This window comes from uncultured Rikenella sp., from assembly GCF_948810725.1.
Taxonomy (GTDB): Bacteria; Bacteroidota; Bacteroidia; order Bacteroidales; family Rikenellaceae; genus Rikenella.
Genome location: NZ_CAQIVA010000034.1, coordinates 1 through 17,884 on the forward strand (window position 1 = coordinate 1; position 17,884 = coordinate 17,884).

Below are 17,884 nucleotides of genomic sequence, written 5' to 3' on the forward strand. Positions count from 1 at the left end.
GGGCTTTGGGCATTGCTCTTGCGACCCTTTGGGTCGCGCAGTTCGCCGCCACCCCGAGCGGCGGGCTGCAACTCGTCGGGGCTCGTTGCACTCTCCGCTGGCAGCGAACTGTTATAGGCCGAAAGCGAGTAGTGCGATTCTGATTGGAATCGCACTACTCGGCGAGAGCGACGCATTAGCGGCGCGAGGGGGGCGCGCCGAGGCCGAACCCGACAGAATTGGGGCAGTGCATTGGCTGTGCTTTGGGGGCGGGTCGGACGCCCGGGAGCTCGCAGTGAGCATGCGAACATTGCGGGCCTCCCGAGGGGGAGGCGTCCGGCCCGCGCGGTTCTTCGAACCGCAGGATTCAACTCAAAATAGGGTAGAGGCGGTCAGTTACTTGGGGTAGAGGCTGCCAGCAAAACGCCCTGTGGGCGCGTTTATTCCGAGAGGCAACGCAACTGAAAACCGAAGGCGCGATGATCGATGCGTTGGTCGTAGAGCCAATTTATACGGAAATTCAGGTGAAATGAGTCTGTTCCGATGGTTGTGGATGACCAACTGTAACCACCGTTGGCAACACCGAGCATGTCGCCTGTATCATTGCGGCGGTAGCCCGGGGCTCGCCCACAGGGCGTTTTACTGTCCGCCTCTACCCCCGTTTATTCCGAGAGGCAACGTAACTGAAAACCACAGGCACGGTGATCTGGAGTGTGGAAGAGAAACCAAGTTGTTCCGAAATTCATGTCCAGACCAAAGATACCGCTCGTGGCGGAAGACCAACTGTGTCCGTTGTAGCCGACACGCATCAGATCGCCCCGTAGCCCATTAAGGCCTGCTTCGCGGTAGCCCGGGGCAGTTTTCTCTGTTTTATTCCGAGAGGCAGCGCAACTGAATACCGTGAGCACGGTTATCCGCACTGCCGATGTTCAGGTCTTGCGAACTGAACCATAAAAACCGGCCGTGGATGCCGCTGACCGTCGCCGACCAGTTACAGCCATAGCGACCGACCCCCATCAAATCTCCCAATCGCCCATTGTTGCCCGCATCGCGGAAGCCCGGGGCGGCCCGTCACCCTCTGCCCTCTCCGAAAAAGAACTCAGACCCGCGGCTCCCACCGCACCTCCATTGCCCCTTCCGCCTGTCCCAGGTATCGCCCCAAAGCATAAAAGTAGTCCGACAACCGATTCAGAAACTCCCGAACCACCTCCGGAACCTCCGGATAACGTTTTGCCGCGCCGACCACCCTTCGTTCCGCCCGCCGACACACCGTCCGACAGACGTGCGCATACGACACCACCGGCGCCCCGCAGGGGAGCGTAAAATGTTGTAACTCGGGAAGCTCCGCCAACAGGCCGTCGATCTCCCGCTCCAGCCGGGCGATATCCTCGGCATAGACCTGCGGCAGGCGTTTCCCCACCTCTCCCTCCGCCGCCAGCAACGAAGCGCAACTCATCAGCCGGTCGAGCACCCATTCCAGTTGTGCCCGAGGCGTAGCATGTTTAATGTTCAGTAAATCATGTAAATATCCTGTGTGAGCCATCAACTCGTCCACCGTTCCGTAAGCCTCTATCCGCGCGTCGTCTTTCGGTGCCCGGGCTCCTCCCACCAGCGAAGTCGTTCCGTCGTCCCCTTTTCGTGTGTAGATTTTCATGCTGAAATAGTTTGTGTGGATTAGAAAAATTCCGGCCGGAACCGATAATTTCCCCGCAGCTCCTCGAACCGCTCCGGAGCCGCGCGTAAAGCCGTGTCGTCGGCCCGGATATCGTAGTGTTGCGCCATTCCCGTCGTGATCTCCTCCCACGTCAGCCCGGTGCGCGGATGTCGTTTCGGCGCCTCCGCCGGATACCAGTCGTCCGCTATCGGAAGCCCCAGGAATGCCGCCACCGCCCGCACCGCCAGTGCCGTTCCCATCGCTTTTCCCTGTAGCGAATACCCCGCCACGTGCGGCGTCGCGATCGAGGATAGAGCTAATAACTCTCTGTCGATCAGCGGTTCGTGAGGCCAGACGTCTAATGCGGCCCGCGAGACCCGGCCGCTCCGCAAAGCCTCTTTCAGAGCCGTTTCACGCACGACCTCCCCCCGCGAACTGTTCAGAAAGACCATCCCCCGTTTCGCTCCGGCGAAAAAGGCCTCCGAAGCCATCTCCCGCGTCGTCTCGTCCAGCGGCACATGCACCGTCACGGCATCCGCACGTTCGAGTAGCTCCTCCAGCGCAACGAACCGTTCGGTTCCCGCCTCGCCTCGCCGCACCCTCGGCGGATCGCAACATATCACGTCGAATCCCGCCTCCTCCGCCGTCTGCCGCACCGCCTCGCCCACATGCCCTACGCCCACGATCCCGAGGGTCGTCCCCTCCGGTCGCACGTCGAGGGCCTCCAACGCGGCACAAACCCACTGAAGCACCCCTCGTGCATTGCATCCGGTCGCCGTCGCCACCTTGATTCCCGCCCTGCGGCAATAGTCCGTGTCGATATGGTCGTAACCGATGGTCGCCGTGGCGATTATCCGCACCCGGCTCCCGGCCAGCAGTGCCGCGTCGCAGGCCGTGCGTGTCCGGATGATCAGTGCGTCGGCTTCTCGCACCGTATCGGCGTCGATCGCTCCGCCGGGTAGGTAGACCGTTTCGGCATAAGGTTCGAACACGCCTTGGATAAAGGGAATTTTGTCATCGATTACGATTTTCATGGGTTTTCCGTAGGGTTGCAGATACAAATATCATAAATATTTTGTGTCCAGCGTGCGCGGTGCGGGCAAAGAATGGGGTTAGAGGCTGGCAGTTGAAATGCGTAAGCATTTCCCGTCCCTCCGGTGCGCCCATCGGGCGTTTTGTTAGGGTTGTCTTTGCCTTATTAGCCGTCCGCCGCCCGCGTAGGGCAGTTTCAGGCGGGACAAAACTCATCCGCGCGCGATGCGTTTGAATAAGATTTCCGCCAGCGCGCGGACAGAGAACGGGGGTAGAGGCTGCCAGTGGAAATGCGTAAGCATTTCCCGTCCACGGGACGTGGGGCCCGCGCGGCCCGAGCGCAGTCCCCTCCTGTCGAACAGACGCGCGCCCCGCCTAAAGAAGCGATTCAACTATTTCGGCGGTGAGCCGAAATAACTGAATCGCGCAGGCGCGCGAAAAACTCGGTTCCGCGCAAAAATCCGTCACCCACCCGCTTAAGAGGGCATATTCTGCCGGTTGGCACTTGGCCAATCCGGCAAGAATTGCCGCGGGCGACGGCAAAAAGCGGCGGAGCGTAAGCGGAGCCGCAGTGAGGCGGACACGGGACGGAGAATTGGGCTGGGCTTTGGGCTGCGATTGTTCTTCGGGCACGAAAACCGGAAACGGTTTTCGTGCTGCGCTGGGCCGAGCATGGGGACGAGCTTTGGGCTGGAATTTGGTCCGAGAGCGAGTAGCGCGATTCGTAGAATCGCCGGCCTGTTCGCCCAGCGGCTTTGCCGCTCGGGGGAGTGGGCGACAGGCCGAAGCCGTCAGAAAAAGGTGTCGCTTTTGCGGTTCATAGCACCGCCGGGCCTGCGCGTTGGGCCTTTGGCCCACCCCCGGAGCGCGCAGCCCGAACCCGACAGAATTGGGCGAGGTTGGTGCCCGGGGTTAGGGCTTTACTCTCGGACGAGAGCGAATAGCGCGATTCCGAGAGGAATCGCCGTCCTCGGGGAGGGCGACGCATCAGCGGCGCGAGAGGGGCGCGCCGAGGACGAATAGACTATGCTTTTGCGGTTCACGGGACTGCCGGCCTCGTCGCCCAGCGGCGAAGCCCCTCGGGGGGGTGACAGGCCGAACAACCGGGAATACGGGTAAAAACATAAAAACAACCTAACCCCGCCCCGGGCTTCCGCGAGAGAGCCAATGGCGGGCTGAGCAGCGTCGGCAGCAGCGGGTTCAGCTATTCGTCGTCGGTGGGCGGCAGCAATGGGGTGTGCTTGCATTTCGGCGTGACGTACCTCAATCCCAGCCACGCGAGCCGCCGTAGCCACAGTTTTCAGTTGCGGTGCCTCTCGGAATAAACGGGACAAGCGGGCTCCGCCCCGGGCAACCGCGTCGCACACTCGGGCGCACCGGTGAACGTCGGCAACTACGGGTGCAGCTGGTCTTCCGCCACGAGCGGCATCAACGGCCTGGACTTGAATTTCAATTCGCAGTACCTCAACACCAGCAGCTCGGACAGCCGCGCCCACGGTTTTCAGTTGCGTTGCCTCTCGGAATAAACAGAGCAGAGAAGCCTACTTCTCCTTTGCCCAGCCCCTGGCTCGCTCGACCGCCCGGTGCCAGTCCTCCAGCAGCCGTTCCGCCTCCGGTTCCGGAATGAGCGGTGCGAAAGCCCGATCCAGCTTCCAGAGCTGTTGTAACTCATCCAGCCCCTTCCAGTAACCCACCGCCAACCCCGCCAGAAACGCCGCTCCCATCGCCGTAGACTCCAGCGTCAGAGGCCGCAGGATGTTCTCCCGCGAGACATCCGCCTGAAACTGCATCAGGAAATTGTTCGCCACCGCGCCCCCGTCCACCCGCATCTCGCGAGCCAGCGAACCCACGTCGCTCTCCATCGCCCCCAGAATGTCGTACACCTCGTAGGCGATCCCTTCGAGCGCCGCCCGCGCCAAGTAGGCCGACGTCGTGCCCCGCGTGATCCCCACGATCGTGCCCCGCGCATACTGATCCCAGTAGGGCGCCCCCAGCCCCGTCAGAGCCGGGACGAAGTAGACCCCGCCATTGTCCGGCACCGACTCCGCCAGCTCCTCCGTCTCGGCCGACGACTTCACCACATGCACCGCGTCCCGCAGCCACTGGATCACCGCCCCGCCCACAAAGGCGCTCCCCTCCAGCGCATAGGTCACCCGGCCGCCGATCCGCCACGCGATGGTCGTCAGAAGGCGGTTCTTCGACGCCACTGCCTGGTCGCCCGTGTTCGCCATCATGAAACACCCCGTCCCGTAAGTGGTCTTGACCATCCCCGGCTCGGTGCAGAGCTGTCCGAACAGAGCCGCCTGCTGGTCGCCCGCGATGCCCGAGATCGGAATCTTGGTCGAAAAGAGCGTCGTGGCCGTGTCGCAATAGATTTCGCTGCTGTCGCGCACCGTCGGGAGCATCGATTCCGGAATGTCGAACAGCTCCAGCAGCTCCCGATCCCACGCTAAGGAGTGGATGTTGAAGAGCATCGTCCGCGAGGCGTTGCTCACGTCGGTGACGTGCACCCGGCCGCGGGTGAACTTCCAGACGATCCAGCTGTCCACGGTTCCGAAACAGAGTTTTCCCTTTTCGGCCCGCTCGCGTGCGCCTTCGACGTGGTCGAGGATCCACTTGATTTTCGTGGCCGAGAAGTAGGCGTCGAGCATCAGGCCGGTTTTGGCCCGAATCGTTTCGGCCCGTCCCTCGCGTTTGAGGAGCTCGCAGTAGTCGGCCGTGCGCCGATCCTGCCACACGATGGCGTTGTAGATGGGCAGCGAGGTCTCGCGATCCCATACGATGGTGGTTTCGCGTTGGTTGGTGATCCCGATGCAGGCGATGTCGAGCCCCGTGAGGTCGGCTTTGGCAACGGCTTCGGCGGCGACGGAGGACTGGGTGTACCAGATTTCGCCGGGGTCGTGCTCGACCCATCCGGGCCGCGGGAAGATCTGTTCGAAGGGCTTCTGGGCGGAGGCCACGATGTTGCCTCCGTGGTCGACGATAATCGCGCGCGAGGAGGTCGTCCCCTGATCCAAAGCCAGAATGTATTTCTGTGTCAGTTCGGTTGCCATGATGAATTTGTGTATGTGTCTTCGTTCTTCGGGTTGGAGGGTACTGTTCTTTTTAACTTCGCTGCGCTCGTTTTCCTCCTCGCCGCTCGGCAATTTGCAAACTATGTTTGCATTGCTCTTGCTGGCAGCGTCGGTTGTGAACAAAAAGAACCAAAAAAACTTTAGACGGATGCTGACGCATCCTAAAGCTGCCGGCGGCCCAACTCTCGGACTTTCTTTGGGCCGGGAGTTGTAGCGCGCTTAATGCAATCACAACCTTTGGCGCGCTACAACCCCGACCCAAAAGCAATCGCAGAGATTAAGGACTGCGGAGCCTAAGGAGTAGCGTAGCTAACTAAAAGTTTACCTTAAGGTTTCCTCCTTGCGCCTCGGCCATTCAAGTAAACTTGATGGCAACTCGGCTGCTGCGTCGGTTTTGGTGCCGCTTTTTTCAACCGACGCTGCCAGCGAGCGTAATGCAAACGCAGTTTGCAAATTACCGAGCGGCGAGGAGGAACCGAGTAGCGTACCGAGAGCAGAGACCGTTTACGGGCTATGCCGAGGTAGCACGAGGAAGCCGAAGGCAACGCGAAGCCAACAAGCGGCAGTTCCGTCCGGCTCAAAGCACGGGTACACCAAAAACGAAAATTCGGTTATTTCAGCAGATAGCCCTCCGCCAGTGCCGTGAACGCCGCGACCTGTTCCTGCTGCCAGTGCTCGTCGCGGCTCAGCTCTGTAGCCATCAGGGCCGCCACCCTCGGAGCCATTGCCATCGCCGCCCGGGCATCCAGCAGCAACATCCGGAGCCTGCGCGCCAGCACATCCTCCACCGTCACCGCCATCTCCTCGCGCACCGCCCAGACCACCTCCGCCCCCGTGTAAGGATAGTCCGGGTGGAGCCGTTCGGCCAGCTCCGGTCGCTCGTTCGCCAACGCCCGCACCTTCGGTTCGTCCGAGCCGTAGAAGTAGAACGGCGCTTCGAAATCCGTCGGCCCGTGGTAGCCGTGGATCGGGTAGTGAGCCGTCATGCACTCCCGCGGCGGCAGCAGATTCAGCGCGATCGCCCGGTCGACCGTGTCCTGCGCCATCTTGCGATACGTCGTCCACTTGCCCCCCGTGATGGTGATGAGGTTCGACGGCGAGACGATGATCTTGTGGCTGCGCGATATCTCTTTCGTGCTTTTGCCCTCCTCTTTCGGCGCCGCCAGCGGTCGGAGCCCTGCAAAGACCGACAGCACGTCCTCCCGTGTGGGTTTGCGCGTCAGGTAGCGGCCCGCCGTGTCGAGGATGAACCGAATCTCCTCGTCCAACGCTCTGGGTTCCAGCTCGGGGTGTTCGCGGAGCGTGTCCGTCGTCCCCACGATCACCCGGTCGTGCCACGGCACGGCGAACAGCACCCGTCCGTCGTCCGTCCGGGGGATCATCACGGCGTTCGTCCCGCCGAGGAACGAGCGATCCAGCACGAGGTGAATCCCCTGGCTGGGCCGAACGATCGGTCGGTCTTCCGGGTTGTCCATCAGCAGGATCGAATCGACGAAGACCCCTGTCGCATTGATCACCGTCCGGCTCCGCACCTCGTGCGTTTCGCCCGTCAGTCGGTCTTCGACCCGCACCCCGTCGACCGTGCCATCGGCCTTTTTGAGCAGCCCCGTCACCCGGGCGTAGTTCATGACGAAACCGCCGGCGTCCATGGCGGTCTGGGCCAGATTGACGGCCATCCGCGCGTCGTCGAACTGCCCGTCGTGGTAGAGCACGCCGCCCCGGAGCCCTTCGGCCCGGAGGCCGGGGATGAGTTCGAGGGTGGTTTTCCGCTTCTTGGGCAGCGATTTGCCGAGTCCCAGCCGCCCGGCCATCAGGTCGTAGAGGGTGAGTCCGATGGTGTAGAACGGTTTTTCCCACCACCGGTAACACGGGATGACGAAGGCTTCGTTTTTGACCAGATGGGGGGCGTTTCGTTGCAGGAGTCCGCGCTCTTTGAGGGCTTCGAGGACGAGTCCGACGTCTCCCTGAGCCAGATAACGCACTCCGCCGTGCACTAATTTGGTGCTTCGGCTGGAGGTTCCTTTGGCGAAGTCCTCCTGTTCGAAGAGGAGGGTGCTGAATCCGCGTGTGGCGGCGTCGACGGCGATTCCGAGCCCGGTTGCTCCTCCGCCGATCACGATGGTGTCCCAGATGCGTTCCCGGTCTGCGAGCGCCCGGATGCTATTTTGTCGGTTCATGGTGCGAACGTGTTGATTTCGGAGGGACAAGCAGCAAATTCTGCGCCAGAATGCTCGCGCGTCTTGACGAGGCGGCGCGCGACCAGAGGATCGGGCCGAGGTGGCCTTGGGGTAGAGGCGGCCACAGCGAAACGTAGTTTCGCCCGTCCACGGGACGTGGGGCCCGCGCGGCCCGAGCGCAGTCCCCTCCTGTAGGACAGACGCGCGCCGCCGCCTAAAGAAGCGATTCAATCATTTCGGCGGTTAGCCGAAATAGAATGAATCGCGCAGGCGCGCGAAAAAAGAACAACGCAAAAAATCCGTCGCCCGCCCGCCTAAAGAGGGATTTCGCTCATTTTGCGGTGAGCAAAATCGAGATGAAATCCCAGCGGGCGACGGCAGCGGCGGAGCGATAGCGGAGCCGCAGTGAGGCGGACACGGCGCAGTACTTTGGGCCTTGAGTTGGGCTGAACTGTTGGCCGAGCTTCTGCGACTCGCAGAGCCGCGCGGGCCGAAGCCTCCGACCGCGGAGGCCCGCAACTGACGTTGCTATGGGCCCCGCAGGCTTCGTCCGCTTGAACTGAGGACGAATCTTGTGGAATGGGGCGGTGAATGGTGTATTGCTCTTGCGATCCAAAGGGGCGACAGGCCGAACCCGACAAAATGTGGTGATAAACGGGTAGTGCTTGGGCGAGCTTTTGCGACCCTTTGGGTCACGCAGTTCGCCCCCACCCCACGCGGCGGGCTGCAACTCGACGGAGCTCGTTGCGCCTCCGCTGGCGGCGACCAGCTTTAACCAAGAGCGAATAGCGCGACTTCGTGAGGAATCGCCGTCCTCGGCGAGAGCGACGCATTAGCGGCGCGGGGGGGCGCGCCGAGGACGAACCTCGCAGAATGGGGGCAGAGCATTGGCTGTGCTTTGGGGCGGGTCGGACGCCCGGGCGGAACGCAACGAACGTAGTGAGTTTGCGGGCCTCCCGAGGGGGAGGCGTCCGGCCCGCGCGGTTCTTCGAACCGCAGGAGGCAGTTCCCAAACGAAGTTGTCATTAAAAGACACAGCGGCCCGTTTATTCCGAGAGGCAACGCAACTGAAGACCGAAGCCACGGTTTCCTGTGGCATCAGGATAGAGACCAGTTGCACTGAAATTCAAATCCAAACCGCTGTTGCTTTTTGTGCCGGAGGAGTAGTTGAATCCGTGGTTGCCGACACTGTTCGGCGCGCCCGATCCTGCGTTGCGGAAGCCCGGGGCGGGGTTCTCCCTCCCGTTTATTCCGAGAGGCAACGCAACTGAAGACCGTAGGCACGAAAATCCGCACTGCTGGTGCCAAGATTCTGTAAGCCGAAAATCAGATATAGACTATTCGTTTCGCTCGTTCCCGAAGACCAGTTGTAGCCGCTGCTCCCGCTGCTGCGCAGCGCGCCGAATCCGTTCAATAAACCCGCATCGCGGAAGCCCGGGGCGGAGCCGTTGGAACGCTTTACGCCGGGTGACCGCCGCGCAGATAAAAAAACGCTCCGCGCGCCCGTGGTACGATTTTGGATAGGAAGAGACCCAAAAACCAGGTTATGAGAACCGCCCTGTATATCCTGTTGGGAAGCGCCACCCTGTTGATCTTCGTAGTGCTCGGCATCGAGCGCTGGATCGGCGTCCGCTTGCGTCGTGCGGCCGAGAAAGCCCTCGCCGAGCGCACCGGCGGAGCCGTAGAGCTCGCCGTCGGTCGTGTCGGCGTCAGCCTGTGGCGCCGTACCGTCACCGTGTACGACGTGACCCTGCGGAGCGACACCTCGCGGCTGGAATCCCTTCTGCCCGGCGTCGAAGCCCTCGAAGCCGAAATATCCCGAATCGTCCTCCGAAACGTGCGTTTCCGGTTCGGAAAAGTGACTCCCGGTCGACCCAAATACCTCTCCTTACGGGCCGTCGAGATACACGCTCCCTGTATCCTCTGTACCGTGAACGGCTCCCGTCCGGCCGATTCGACGGGAACCGACCTCGCGTCACGCATTCGGGAGGCGATTTGCGACCGTTTGGGAAATCTCTCCGTCGAGCGGGTCGTGTTGCACCACGGCGAAGTCCAGGTCGTCGAACCCGGCCACAATCGTTATGCGGCCAAAGGCGTGACGATCGAAGCCGGCGGGTTGCGCATCGCGCCCGAGCTGCCGGTCGAATCGCGTCCTTTCTTTTGCGACGACCTGCGGATCGCGGCTCAGAAAGCCTCCGTTCATTTCTTAGTGACTGCCCAACTGCTGGAGGCCGGGCCGATCGACCTGAACGTGCGTGCCGGTCGGCTTTCGTTGAAGAACATCCGTCTGGTGCCTCAGTACGGCAAGGCGGACTATGCCTGGAAGACCGAGCATCATACCGATTGGACGCTGGTGCTGGCTTCGGGCGTCGAGGCCGAAGGGGCGGATTTCGGTCGCTGGTGGCGCGAGGGGAGTGTGGCGGTCGAGCGGATCGCCGTGCGCGATGCCGAGGTGGCCAACTTCAAAAACCGGCGCATCGTCCGTCAGGAACGGTTCAAACCCTTGTGGCACGAGATGATCCACCGGCTGCCGTTCGGGCTGGAGGTCGGCATGGTCGAGATCGTGAATGCGCGGGTGGTTTACGAGGAGTTGGCGGCGACCGGAACGACTCCGGGCCGCATCTCGTTCGACGATCTGAACGGAGCGTTGCGGGGGCTGACCAATCGGCCCTCCGACCCCGACTCGATGTACATTCTGACGGCATCGGGCAAGGTGATGAATACGGGTCAGTTGCGTGTTGTGATTCGTATTCCGGCCCATCCGGAAAACGATCGGTTCGAGGCCGAAGGGACGTTGGGGCCGATGAATCTCGACCTGTTCAACCGGATTTTGCAGCCGTTGGCCGATGCGGGCGTGCGGACGGGGCGTCTGGACGGTCTCTCCTTTTCGATTGCGGGCGACAGTCGCACGGCACAGGCGACGGTGAAGATGCGTTATGCGGATTTGTCGGTTCGGCTGTTGCGTCGTGACGGCGAGGGTCGTCGGCATGAGCGGAAATGGGTTTCCGGGTTTGTCAATTTGCTGGTCATCCGTTCCGCGAATCCGGATCGAAAAGGGTTTCGGACACCGCGTCGGTCGGTCGAACGCGACCCGTTGCGTTCGCAGTTCAACTATCTGTGGCGAGGGCTGTTGGGCGGTATCAAAGAGTCTGTCGGCCTTCCCGAGTCTCCGTCCGGTTCCGGCTCGAAGAAGTAGGGTTTAGGGCCGCGGGCGGACAGAGATTTGGGCCGTCGGTAGCTTGAGGATGCGTAAGCATCCGTTTAAAGTTTTTTCGGTTCCTTTTGTTCACAAAAGGAACAGTTCCAGCCGGGGCAGTGCCTAGATCGCGCGCCCCGCCTAAAGAGGGAAATCGTCAAAACTCGCTTGCGTGTTTTGACTGGATTTCCCAAGGCGCGCGAAAACGCGGCGGAGCGACAGCGGAGCCGCAGTGAGGCTGACACGGGGCAGTGCTTTGGGCCAAGCTTCTGCGGCTCTTTGAGCCGCGCAGTCCGCCGCCCCGGCAGGCGGAGGGCTGCACTCGTTGGCGCTCGTTGCTGCTCTCCGCTGGCGGCGAACTGCCTACAAGAGACGAATGGGTAGTGCTCCTGCGGCTCGTAGAGCCGCGCGGGCCGCAGCCTCCCGCAGCGGAGGCCCGCAACTGACGTTGCTTTTGGGCCCGCAGGCTTCAGCCCGTCCAAGAAAGTAGGGTAACTCCAGCCCTTTGCCCACCGCGAGCACGCGGTCCGTTTATTCCGAGAGGCAACGCAACTGGAAACCGAGCGCGCGTGGATCCGCATAACTCGTGTAGAACCAAGCCACGTTGAAACTTAAACCCCACCCACGGTTGCCCTTTGTAGAAGAAGACCAGCTACAACTGCCGAACCCGACATCGTTCAGTGCGCCCGTCGTATAGCGGTTGCCCGGGGCGCGCCCACAGGGCGCTTTACCGGCCGCCTCGGCTCTAATAAACACCGACCCTGATAAAACTGTTTCTCCCCCTCAATAGAGCAGACCTTTCAACCCATAAATACCGGAGCCTATGTCACCCTTTATGGCCGAACTCGTCGGCACCGCACTGATGATTTTATTGGGCAACGGCGTCGTCGCCAACGTCCTCCTGCCCCGCACCAAAGGGAACCGCGGCGGATGGATCGTCATTACCACCGGCTGGGCCCTCGCCGTCTTCGTCGGCGTCGTCGTCGCCGGCCCCTTCAGCGGCGCACACCTCAACCCCGCCGTCAGCCTCGGCTTCGCCCTCGCCGGACAGTTCGCCTGGAGCGCCCTGCCCGCCTATGTGGCCGCCCAGCTGCTCGGCGCCGCCCTCGGAGCGACCCTCGTGTGGGTCTTCTATAACGCCCACCTGCGCATCTGCGAAGACCCGGCCACCCTGCTCGCCGTCTTCTGCACCGCGCCCGCCCTCCCGCGTCGCGCACTGAACTTCGCCAGCGAGCTGATCGCCACCTTTGTCCTGATTTTTGCCATCTTTTACATCACCGACGGCAGCCTCTTCGTCCCGACCGACGGAACCACCCTCCCCGTGGGACTCGGTTCCGTCGGTGCCCTGCCCGTCGCCTTTATCGTCTGGGTCATCGGCCTTTCGCTCGGTGGTACCACCGGATACGCCATCAACCCCGTCCGCGACTTCGCCCCCCGCCTGATGCACGCCCTGTTGCCCATGGGGCCCGCAAAGGGGAGCAGCCAGTGGGGTTACGCCTGGATTCCCGTCGTGGCCCCTCTGTGCGGATCGACGCTCGCCGCCCTGCTCTTTTTGCTGATCTGAACCCGGAAAAATGCGTACCTTAGCGGTACTTATGGAACCGGATATTTTTAAAGCCGCCCGTCAGCTCGCCCCGAAGGTCGCAGACTGGCGGCGCGAGATTCATCGCCACGCCGAACTCTCGTTCGAAGAACACCGCACCTCGGCGCTCATTCGCCTCGTGCTCGACACGTACGGCATTCCGTATCGCGAGGTGGCCGGAACCGGCGTTCTGGCCCGGATCGACGGTCGGACGGCCGATCCCGACCGCCCGGTCGTGCTGCGGGCCGATATGGACGCCCTGCCGATCACCGAGACGACCGGACTGCCGTTTGCCTGTCCCGACGGGGTGATGCACGCCTGCGGACACGACCTCCACACGGCGGCTCTGCTGGGGGCGCTGGTGCTGTTACAGGAGCGTCGCGAGGCGTTCGACGGGACGGTGCTGGGGCTGTTCCAGCCGGGCGAAGAGCTTTGGCCGGGAGGGGCTTCGGTGGTGCTGAAAGAGGGGGTCTTCGACGGGCTCGAACCGCGGGCTTTTATCGGCGGTCATGTTTCACCCGAGCTGAAAGTCGGACAGATCGGCGTGCGGGCGGGGAGGTTTATGGCCTCGACCGACGAGATTCGCATCGTGGTGGAGGGACACGGCGGACACGGAGCGTTGCCTCACGAGCTCAGCGACCCGGTGTTGGCGGCGTCGGCCATGATCGTGGCGATGCAGCAGATCGTCAGCCGGAACAGCTATGCTTTTACGCCGTCGGTGTTGTCGTTCGGGCGGGTGATCGCGGACGGGGCGACGAACGTGATTCCCGACCGGGTCGAGGTCGAGGGGACGTTCCGGACGATGGATGAGGCGTGGCGCACGCGGGCGCACGACCGGATCCGCGAGGTGGCGCTCCGCACGGTCGAGGCTTACGGCTGTACGGCGGAGGTCGAGTTGATGGTGGGTTATCCGTGTGTGGAGAACGATGCCTGTCTGGCGGCGCTGGCCCGGGAGACGATTGCCGAAACGTTTGGCTCTGAGGCGGTGACCGAGATTCCGCGGCGGATGACGGCCGAAGATTTCGGTTTTTATTCGGTGCGTTATCCGTCTGTGTTTTTCCGGTGGGGGGTCGAGAGTTCGGCTCCGCTGCACCATGCGGCATTCGTGGCGGACGAGCGGGCGATTCCGTACGGTGTGGCGATGCTGGCGGCGACGGCTCTGTCGGTGCTGCAGGCGGAAGGGTAGGGGGCTTGGCGTAGCGTTTTTGGAGGTTGCGGGCGTTTCTGCTTTCTGCTTAGGGTAGTTCCATCCGGTTGTTTCGGGTAGAGGCTGGCGGTTATTTAGGGTCGCTCTCAGGTAGAGGCTGCCGGATATTTAGGGTAGACCCGGCCAGTTTAGGGTAGAGGCTGCCAATAAAACGCCCTATGGGCGCGTTTATTCCGAGAGGAATCGCCGTCCTTGGCGAGGGCGACGCTTTAGCGGCGCGTGGGAGGCGCGCCGAGGACGAACCTCGCAGAATTGGGGCAGAGAATTGACTATGCTTTGGGGGCGGGTCAGACGCCCGGGCGGAACGCAACGAACGTAGTGAGTTTGCGGGCCTCCCGAGGGGGAGGCGTCCGGCCCGCGCGGTTCTTCGAACCGCAGGGATGCACTGAAAACGCAATTAGGGTAACTCCAGCCCTTTGCCCACCGCGGGCCCGCGGCGTTTATTCCGAGAGGCAACGCAACTGACGACCGTGGGCACAGGCGCTCAGGTTGTCCGGAACAAGAATGTTCGAGGTGAAGTGCAGGTACAAACCGTGGCTATAGGACTCCATGTTACGGGCCGCTGACGCCCAACTATAGCCGTAGTCGCCGACTCCGCCGAACCAACCTCCTGCGTGGTGGCAGTAGCCCGGGGCGGGAACCGCGCCTACAGGGCGTCTTATGGGCAGCTTTTACCCGAATTTGTCGGTTTCGGGCTGCGCGCTCCGGGGGTGGGCCGAAGGCCCAGCGCGCAAGCCCGGCGGTTCTACGAACCGCCAAAGCACAGTCCCAACACTGCTCCGTGTCAGCCTCACTGCGGTTCCGCTGTCGCTCCGCCACGTTTTCGCGCGCCTTGGGAAATCCTGTCAAAACACTCAAGCAAGTTTTGACGATTTCCCTCCTAAGGCGGGGCGCACGGTCGAGCTTTGTCCCGGATAGAACTGCCCTGCGCGGGCGGTGCCTTCCGGCACTCGGAATGGGCCACCTCGGCCCGACTTCTCGTCCCGTTCTCTGTTCGCGCAGGCCCTGTCTGCTCGGGATTACCCCAGACGCACCTGCAACAGTTTTGATAACTCTTAAACAAAAAAGACCCATGGCCCTTATCCGCCCTCTGAACGGCACCTCGCCCCGATTGGGAGAGAACTGCTTTCTGGCCGAAACCGCCGTCCTGATCGGCGACGTCACCCTCGGCGACCACTGCTCCGTCTGGTACGGAGCAGTCCTGCGCGGCGACGTCAATCCCATCCGGCTCGGCAACCGCGTCAATATCCAGGACGGCGCCGTGCTCCACACCCTGCATCGGCGTTCCGTCGTCGAGATCGGCGACGACGTCTCCGTCGGACACAACGCCGTCGTCCACGGCGCCCGAGTCGAACATGACTGCCTGATCGGGATGGGCGCCACCCTGCTCGATAACGCCGTCGTGTACAGCGGAACCATTATTGCCGCCGGAGCACTCGTGCTGAGCGGACAGGAGTGCGAGCCCGGCAGCGTCTACGCCGGCGTCCCCGCCCGCAAAGTCAAGACCCTGACCCCCGAAGAGCAGCACCGCATGATCCACCTCAACGCCGAGCACTACCTTACCTACGCCTCGTGGTACACCGCTGGCGGAGAATAGCCTCGGGTTACTCTGCTTGCAGATATGCCGGAAAAACCCTATATTTGCAAGTTACCGAGAAAAACACGCGCAGTATGAGCGAAGAAGAAGTAAAGACACAGAACAACGGAGAATATTCAGCCAGCAGCATCCAGGTGCTGGAGGGGTTGGAAGCGGTGCGCAAGCGGCCTTCCATGTACATCGGGGATACCGGCGAGAAGGGGTTGCACCATCTGGTTTACGAAGTCGTGGACAACTCCATCGACGAAGCGATGGCCGGGTATTGCACCACCATCGACGTGACCATCAACGAGGATAACTCGATCACCGTGAGCGACGACGGGCGCGGGATTCCGACCGACTACCATCCCAAGGAGAAGAAATCCGCCTTGGAAGTCGTGCTCACCGTTTTGCACGCCGGGGGGAAGTTCGACAAAGGATCGTATAAAGTTTCGGGGGGGCTGCACGGCGTGGGGGTATCGTGCGTGAACGCCTTGTCGACCGATCTCGAAGCCGTTGTGCACCGGCAGGGCAAAATCTTCAGGCAGTGTTTCAGCAAAGGGGTGCCGCAGGGCGATATCGAAGTGATCGGGACGACGGATCGTACCGGAACGACCATTACGTTTAAGCCCGACGGCGAGATTTTTACCCAAACCACGACCTATAATTACGATACCCTGAACTCGCGGCTGCGCGAGCTGGCGTATCTCAATAAAGGGATTCGGCTCAACCTCACCGACAAACGCGACAAGGACGAGGAGACGGGCGAATACCGGCACGACAACTACTACTCCCAGGAGGGGCTCAAGGAGTTCGTCAAGTTCCTCGACGGGACGCGCGAACCGCTGATCGAACACACCATCCACATCGCCGGCGAACGCGACGGAGTGCCGATCGAGGTCGCTTTGCAGTACAATACGGGCTTCAGCGAGAATGTGCACACCTACGTGAACAACATCAACACCATCGAAGGGGGGACGCACCTGACGGGTTTCCGTCGCGGGCTGACACGAACACTGAAGAAATATGCCGAGGACAGCGGGATGCTGGCCAAACTCAAATTCGAGATCAGCGGGGACGACTTCCGCGAGGGGCTGACCGCGATCATCTCGGTCAAGGTGGCCGAACCGCAGTTCGAGGGGCAGACCAAGACCAAACTCGGGAACTCGGAAGTCTCGGGGGCGGTGGACAATGCCGTTTCGGCGGCCCTGACCAACTACCTGGAAGAGAATCCGAAGGATGCCAAAGCGATTGTGCAGAAGGTGATTCTGGCCGCGACAGCGCGGACGGCGGCGCGCAAGGCGCGGGACATGGTGCAGCGCAAGACGGTGCTGTCGGGGGCGGGTTTGCCGGGGAAACTGGCCGACTGCTCGTCGCGGGACATGACCCAGACCGAGATCTTCCTCGTCGAAGGAGACTCCGCAGGCGGGACGGCAAAGCAGGGGCGGGATCGTGCTTTTCAGGCCATTCTGCCGTTGCGCGGTAAGATTCTGAACGTCGAAAAGGCCACCGACCACAAGATGTACGACAGCGAGGAAATCAAGAATATCTTCACCGCGCTGGGCGTGACGGTCGGGACGGAGGAAGATAGCAAGGCGTTGAACCTGAGCAAGCTGCGGTACGGCAAGGTGATTATCATGACCGATGCCGACGTGGACGGGAGCCACATTGCGACCTTGATTATGACTTTCTTCTTCCGCCGGATGCCGGACATTATTCAGAACGGTCACTTGTATATCGCCACTCCGCCGCTCTACCTGGTGAAGAAGGGGCCGAAACAGCAGTATTGCTGGACGGAGGAGCAGCGTTTGGCGGCTGTCGAAGAGTTCGGCAGCAAGGGGGTCCATATCCAGCGATATAAGGGGTTGGGCGAGATGGACGCCGAGCAGTTGTGGGAGACTACGATGAATCCGGCTGGCCGGACGCTGCGTCAGGTGACCATCGAGAATGCGACGGAAGCCGATCGTATTTTCTCGATGCTGATGGGAGACGACGTGCCGCCCCGGCGCGAGTTCATCGAGCGGAACGCCCGGTATGCCAAGATCGACGCCTGATGTAGGGTGAAGGCGAAGGTCTGGTGCTTTGATCGATCAATTGCCATTGGGATCGGCTCGCAACTGCGAACCGATCCCAATTTTTTGTAGGGGTAGTTGCGGTGTAGACCTGACGGGAGTTGGGTCTGCGTGTAGTTTTAGGGGTCTAAAGCTTGTCTGCGCGCGAACGAAGAATGGGGTAGAGGCTGCCCTTTGCCCACCGCGGGCACGCGGGGCCTGCCCGACCGACGCGTTCGCGCCACGGCGGGCGGCTTTTATTACTTAAAGCAACCGCGCGCCCCGCCTAAAGGAGCGATTTAACTATTTCGGCGGTAGCCGAATATAGATGAATCGCGCAAGGCGCGCGAAAACGC

At 61.8% G+C, this 17,884-nt stretch carries 16 protein-coding genes; 6 read left to right on the forward strand and 10 right to left on the reverse strand.

Features of this window, described 5'->3' with window-relative positions; all coding sequences use genetic code 11:
- Positions 1–419: 419 nt before the first annotated feature.
- The 5 genes from Q9S52_RS08295 to Q9S52_RS08315 all read right to left on the reverse strand — a co-directional run bounded on the left by Q9S52_RS08295 (position 420) and on the right by Q9S52_RS08315 (position 2,667).
- Positions 420–569: a hypothetical protein gene (locus Q9S52_RS08295; RefSeq protein ID WP_304708595.1), complete on the reverse strand. Its 150-nt coding sequence runs from the start codon at positions 567–569 to the stop codon at positions 420–422.
- A 72-nt stretch (positions 570–641) separates the two neighbouring features.
- Positions 642–788 (reverse strand): hypothetical protein, encoded by a 147-nt coding sequence (locus Q9S52_RS08300; protein ID WP_294594864.1) that lies wholly within the window; start codon positions 786–788, stop codon positions 642–644.
- 61 nt (positions 789–849) lie between these two features.
- A complete protein-coding gene (locus Q9S52_RS08305) occupies positions 850–1,008 on the reverse strand; it encodes a hypothetical protein (RefSeq protein WP_294594866.1) in 159 nt (52 codons plus the stop codon).
- Between the two features lie 70 nt (positions 1,009–1,078).
- Positions 1,079–1,633: a cob(I)yrinic acid a,c-diamide adenosyltransferase gene (locus tag Q9S52_RS08310; protein ID WP_304708786.1), complete on the reverse strand. Its 555-nt coding sequence runs from the start codon at positions 1,631–1,633 to the stop codon at positions 1,079–1,081.
- A 20-nt stretch (positions 1,634–1,653) separates the two neighbouring features.
- Positions 1,654–2,667 (reverse strand): 4-phosphoerythronate dehydrogenase, encoded by a 1,014-nt coding sequence (locus Q9S52_RS08315; RefSeq protein WP_304708787.1) that lies wholly within the window; start codon positions 2,665–2,667, stop codon positions 1,654–1,656.
- 1,377 nt (positions 2,668–4,044) lie between these two features.
- Between Q9S52_RS08315 and Q9S52_RS08320 the strand changes: the two genes are divergently transcribed.
- Positions 4,045–4,191, forward strand: a complete 147-nt coding sequence (locus Q9S52_RS08320) for a hypothetical protein (protein WP_304708788.1) — start codon at positions 4,045–4,047, stop codon at positions 4,189–4,191.
- Between the two features lie 15 nt (positions 4,192–4,206).
- On the opposite strand, the gene glpK is transcribed toward Q9S52_RS08320, so the two are convergent.
- From glpK to Q9S52_RS08340, 4 genes are all read right to left on the reverse strand, one after another.
- Positions 4,207–5,718, reverse strand: a complete 1,512-nt coding sequence (gene glpK / locus Q9S52_RS08325; protein WP_304708789.1) for a glycerol kinase GlpK — start codon at positions 5,716–5,718, stop codon at positions 4,207–4,209.
- A gap of 632 nt (positions 5,719–6,350) precedes the next feature.
- Positions 6,351–7,916: a glycerol-3-phosphate dehydrogenase/oxidase gene (locus tag Q9S52_RS08330; RefSeq protein ID WP_304708790.1), complete on the reverse strand. Its 1,566-nt coding sequence runs from the start codon at positions 7,914–7,916 to the stop codon at positions 6,351–6,353.
- Between the two features lie 1,046 nt (positions 7,917–8,962).
- Complete coding sequence (locus Q9S52_RS08335; protein ID WP_300730578.1) at positions 8,963–9,178, reverse strand: hypothetical protein; 216 nt, start codon at positions 9,176–9,178, stop codon at positions 8,963–8,965.
- Positions 9,163–9,330 (reverse strand): hypothetical protein, encoded by a 168-nt coding sequence (locus Q9S52_RS08340; RefSeq protein WP_294594850.1) that lies wholly within the window; start codon positions 9,328–9,330, stop codon positions 9,163–9,165. The genes Q9S52_RS08335 and Q9S52_RS08340 overlap by 16 nt, the downstream gene beginning before the upstream one ends.
- 132 nt (positions 9,331–9,462) lie before the next feature.
- Here Q9S52_RS08340 and Q9S52_RS08345 point away from each other — a divergent pair, with 132 nt between their 5' ends.
- Positions 9,463–11,112: a DUF748 domain-containing protein gene (locus Q9S52_RS08345; RefSeq protein WP_304708791.1), complete on the forward strand. Its 1,650-nt coding sequence runs from the start codon at positions 9,463–9,465 to the stop codon at positions 11,110–11,112.
- Between the two features lie 531 nt (positions 11,113–11,643).
- Here the strand turns inward: Q9S52_RS08345 and Q9S52_RS08350 are convergent.
- The gene (locus Q9S52_RS08350) at positions 11,644–11,868 is read right to left on the reverse strand and encodes a hypothetical protein (protein ID WP_298081229.1); all 225 of its coding nucleotides are present in this window, start codon (positions 11,866–11,868) and stop codon (positions 11,644–11,646) included.
- A 67-nt stretch (positions 11,869–11,935) separates the two neighbouring features.
- Between Q9S52_RS08350 and Q9S52_RS08355 the strand changes: the two genes are divergently transcribed.
- The 4 genes from Q9S52_RS08355 (at position 11,936) to gyrB (ending at position 17,531) form a co-directional block, all read left to right on the forward strand.
- Positions 11,936–12,676: an MIP/aquaporin family protein gene (locus tag Q9S52_RS08355; protein ID WP_294593559.1), complete on the forward strand. Its 741-nt coding sequence runs from the start codon at positions 11,936–11,938 to the stop codon at positions 12,674–12,676.
- A 31-nt stretch (positions 12,677–12,707) separates the two neighbouring features.
- Positions 12,708–13,880, forward strand: a complete 1,173-nt coding sequence (locus Q9S52_RS08360; protein ID WP_304708792.1) for a M20 family metallopeptidase — start codon at positions 12,708–12,710, stop codon at positions 13,878–13,880.
- A 1,093-nt stretch (positions 13,881–14,973) separates the two neighbouring features.
- Positions 14,974–15,498 (forward strand): gamma carbonic anhydrase family protein, encoded by a 525-nt coding sequence (locus Q9S52_RS08365; protein WP_300729176.1) that lies wholly within the window; start codon positions 14,974–14,976, stop codon positions 15,496–15,498.
- A 74-nt stretch (positions 15,499–15,572) separates the two neighbouring features.
- Entirely contained in the window at positions 15,573–17,531 is a 1,959-nt protein-coding gene (gene gyrB, locus Q9S52_RS08370) for a DNA topoisomerase (ATP-hydrolyzing) subunit B (protein WP_294593796.1), read from the forward strand.
- Positions 17,532–17,884 lie beyond the last annotated feature (353 nt).

Coding starts and splice junctions, on each gene's coding strand:
- Q9S52_RS08355 (WP_294593559.1), top strand. CDS start 11,936: ATGTCACCCTTTATGGCCGAACTCGTCGGCACCGCACTGATGATTTTA.
- Q9S52_RS08345 (WP_304708791.1), top strand. CDS start 9,463: ATGAGAACCGCCCTGTATATCCTGTTGGGAAGCGCCACCCTGTTGATC.
- glpK (WP_304708789.1), bottom strand. CDS start 5,718: ATGGCAACCGAACTGACACAGAAATACATTCTGGCTTTGGATCAGGGG.
- Q9S52_RS08310 (WP_304708786.1), bottom strand. CDS start 1,633: ATGAAAATCTACACACGAAAAGGGGACGACGGAACGACTTCGCTGGTG.
- Q9S52_RS08300 (WP_294594864.1), bottom strand. CDS start 788: ATGCGTGTCGGCTACAACGGACACAGTTGGTCTTCCGCCACGAGCGGT.
- Q9S52_RS08360 (WP_304708792.1), top strand. CDS start 12,708: ATGGAACCGGATATTTTTAAAGCCGCCCGTCAGCTCGCCCCGAAGGTC.
- gyrB (WP_294593796.1), top strand. CDS start 15,573: ATGAGCGAAGAAGAAGTAAAGACACAGAACAACGGAGAATATTCAGCC.
- Q9S52_RS08365 (WP_300729176.1), top strand. CDS start 14,974: ATGGCCCTTATCCGCCCTCTGAACGGCACCTCGCCCCGATTGGGAGAG.
- Q9S52_RS08315 (WP_304708787.1), bottom strand. CDS start 2,667: ATGAAAATCGTAATCGATGACAAAATTCCCTTTATCCAAGGCGTGTTC.
- Q9S52_RS08295 (WP_304708595.1), bottom strand. CDS start 569: ATGCTCGGTGTTGCCAACGGTGGTTACAGTTGGTCATCCACAACCATC.
- Q9S52_RS08330 (WP_304708790.1), bottom strand. CDS start 7,916: ATGAACCGACAAAATAGCATCCGGGCGCTCGCAGACCGGGAACGCATC.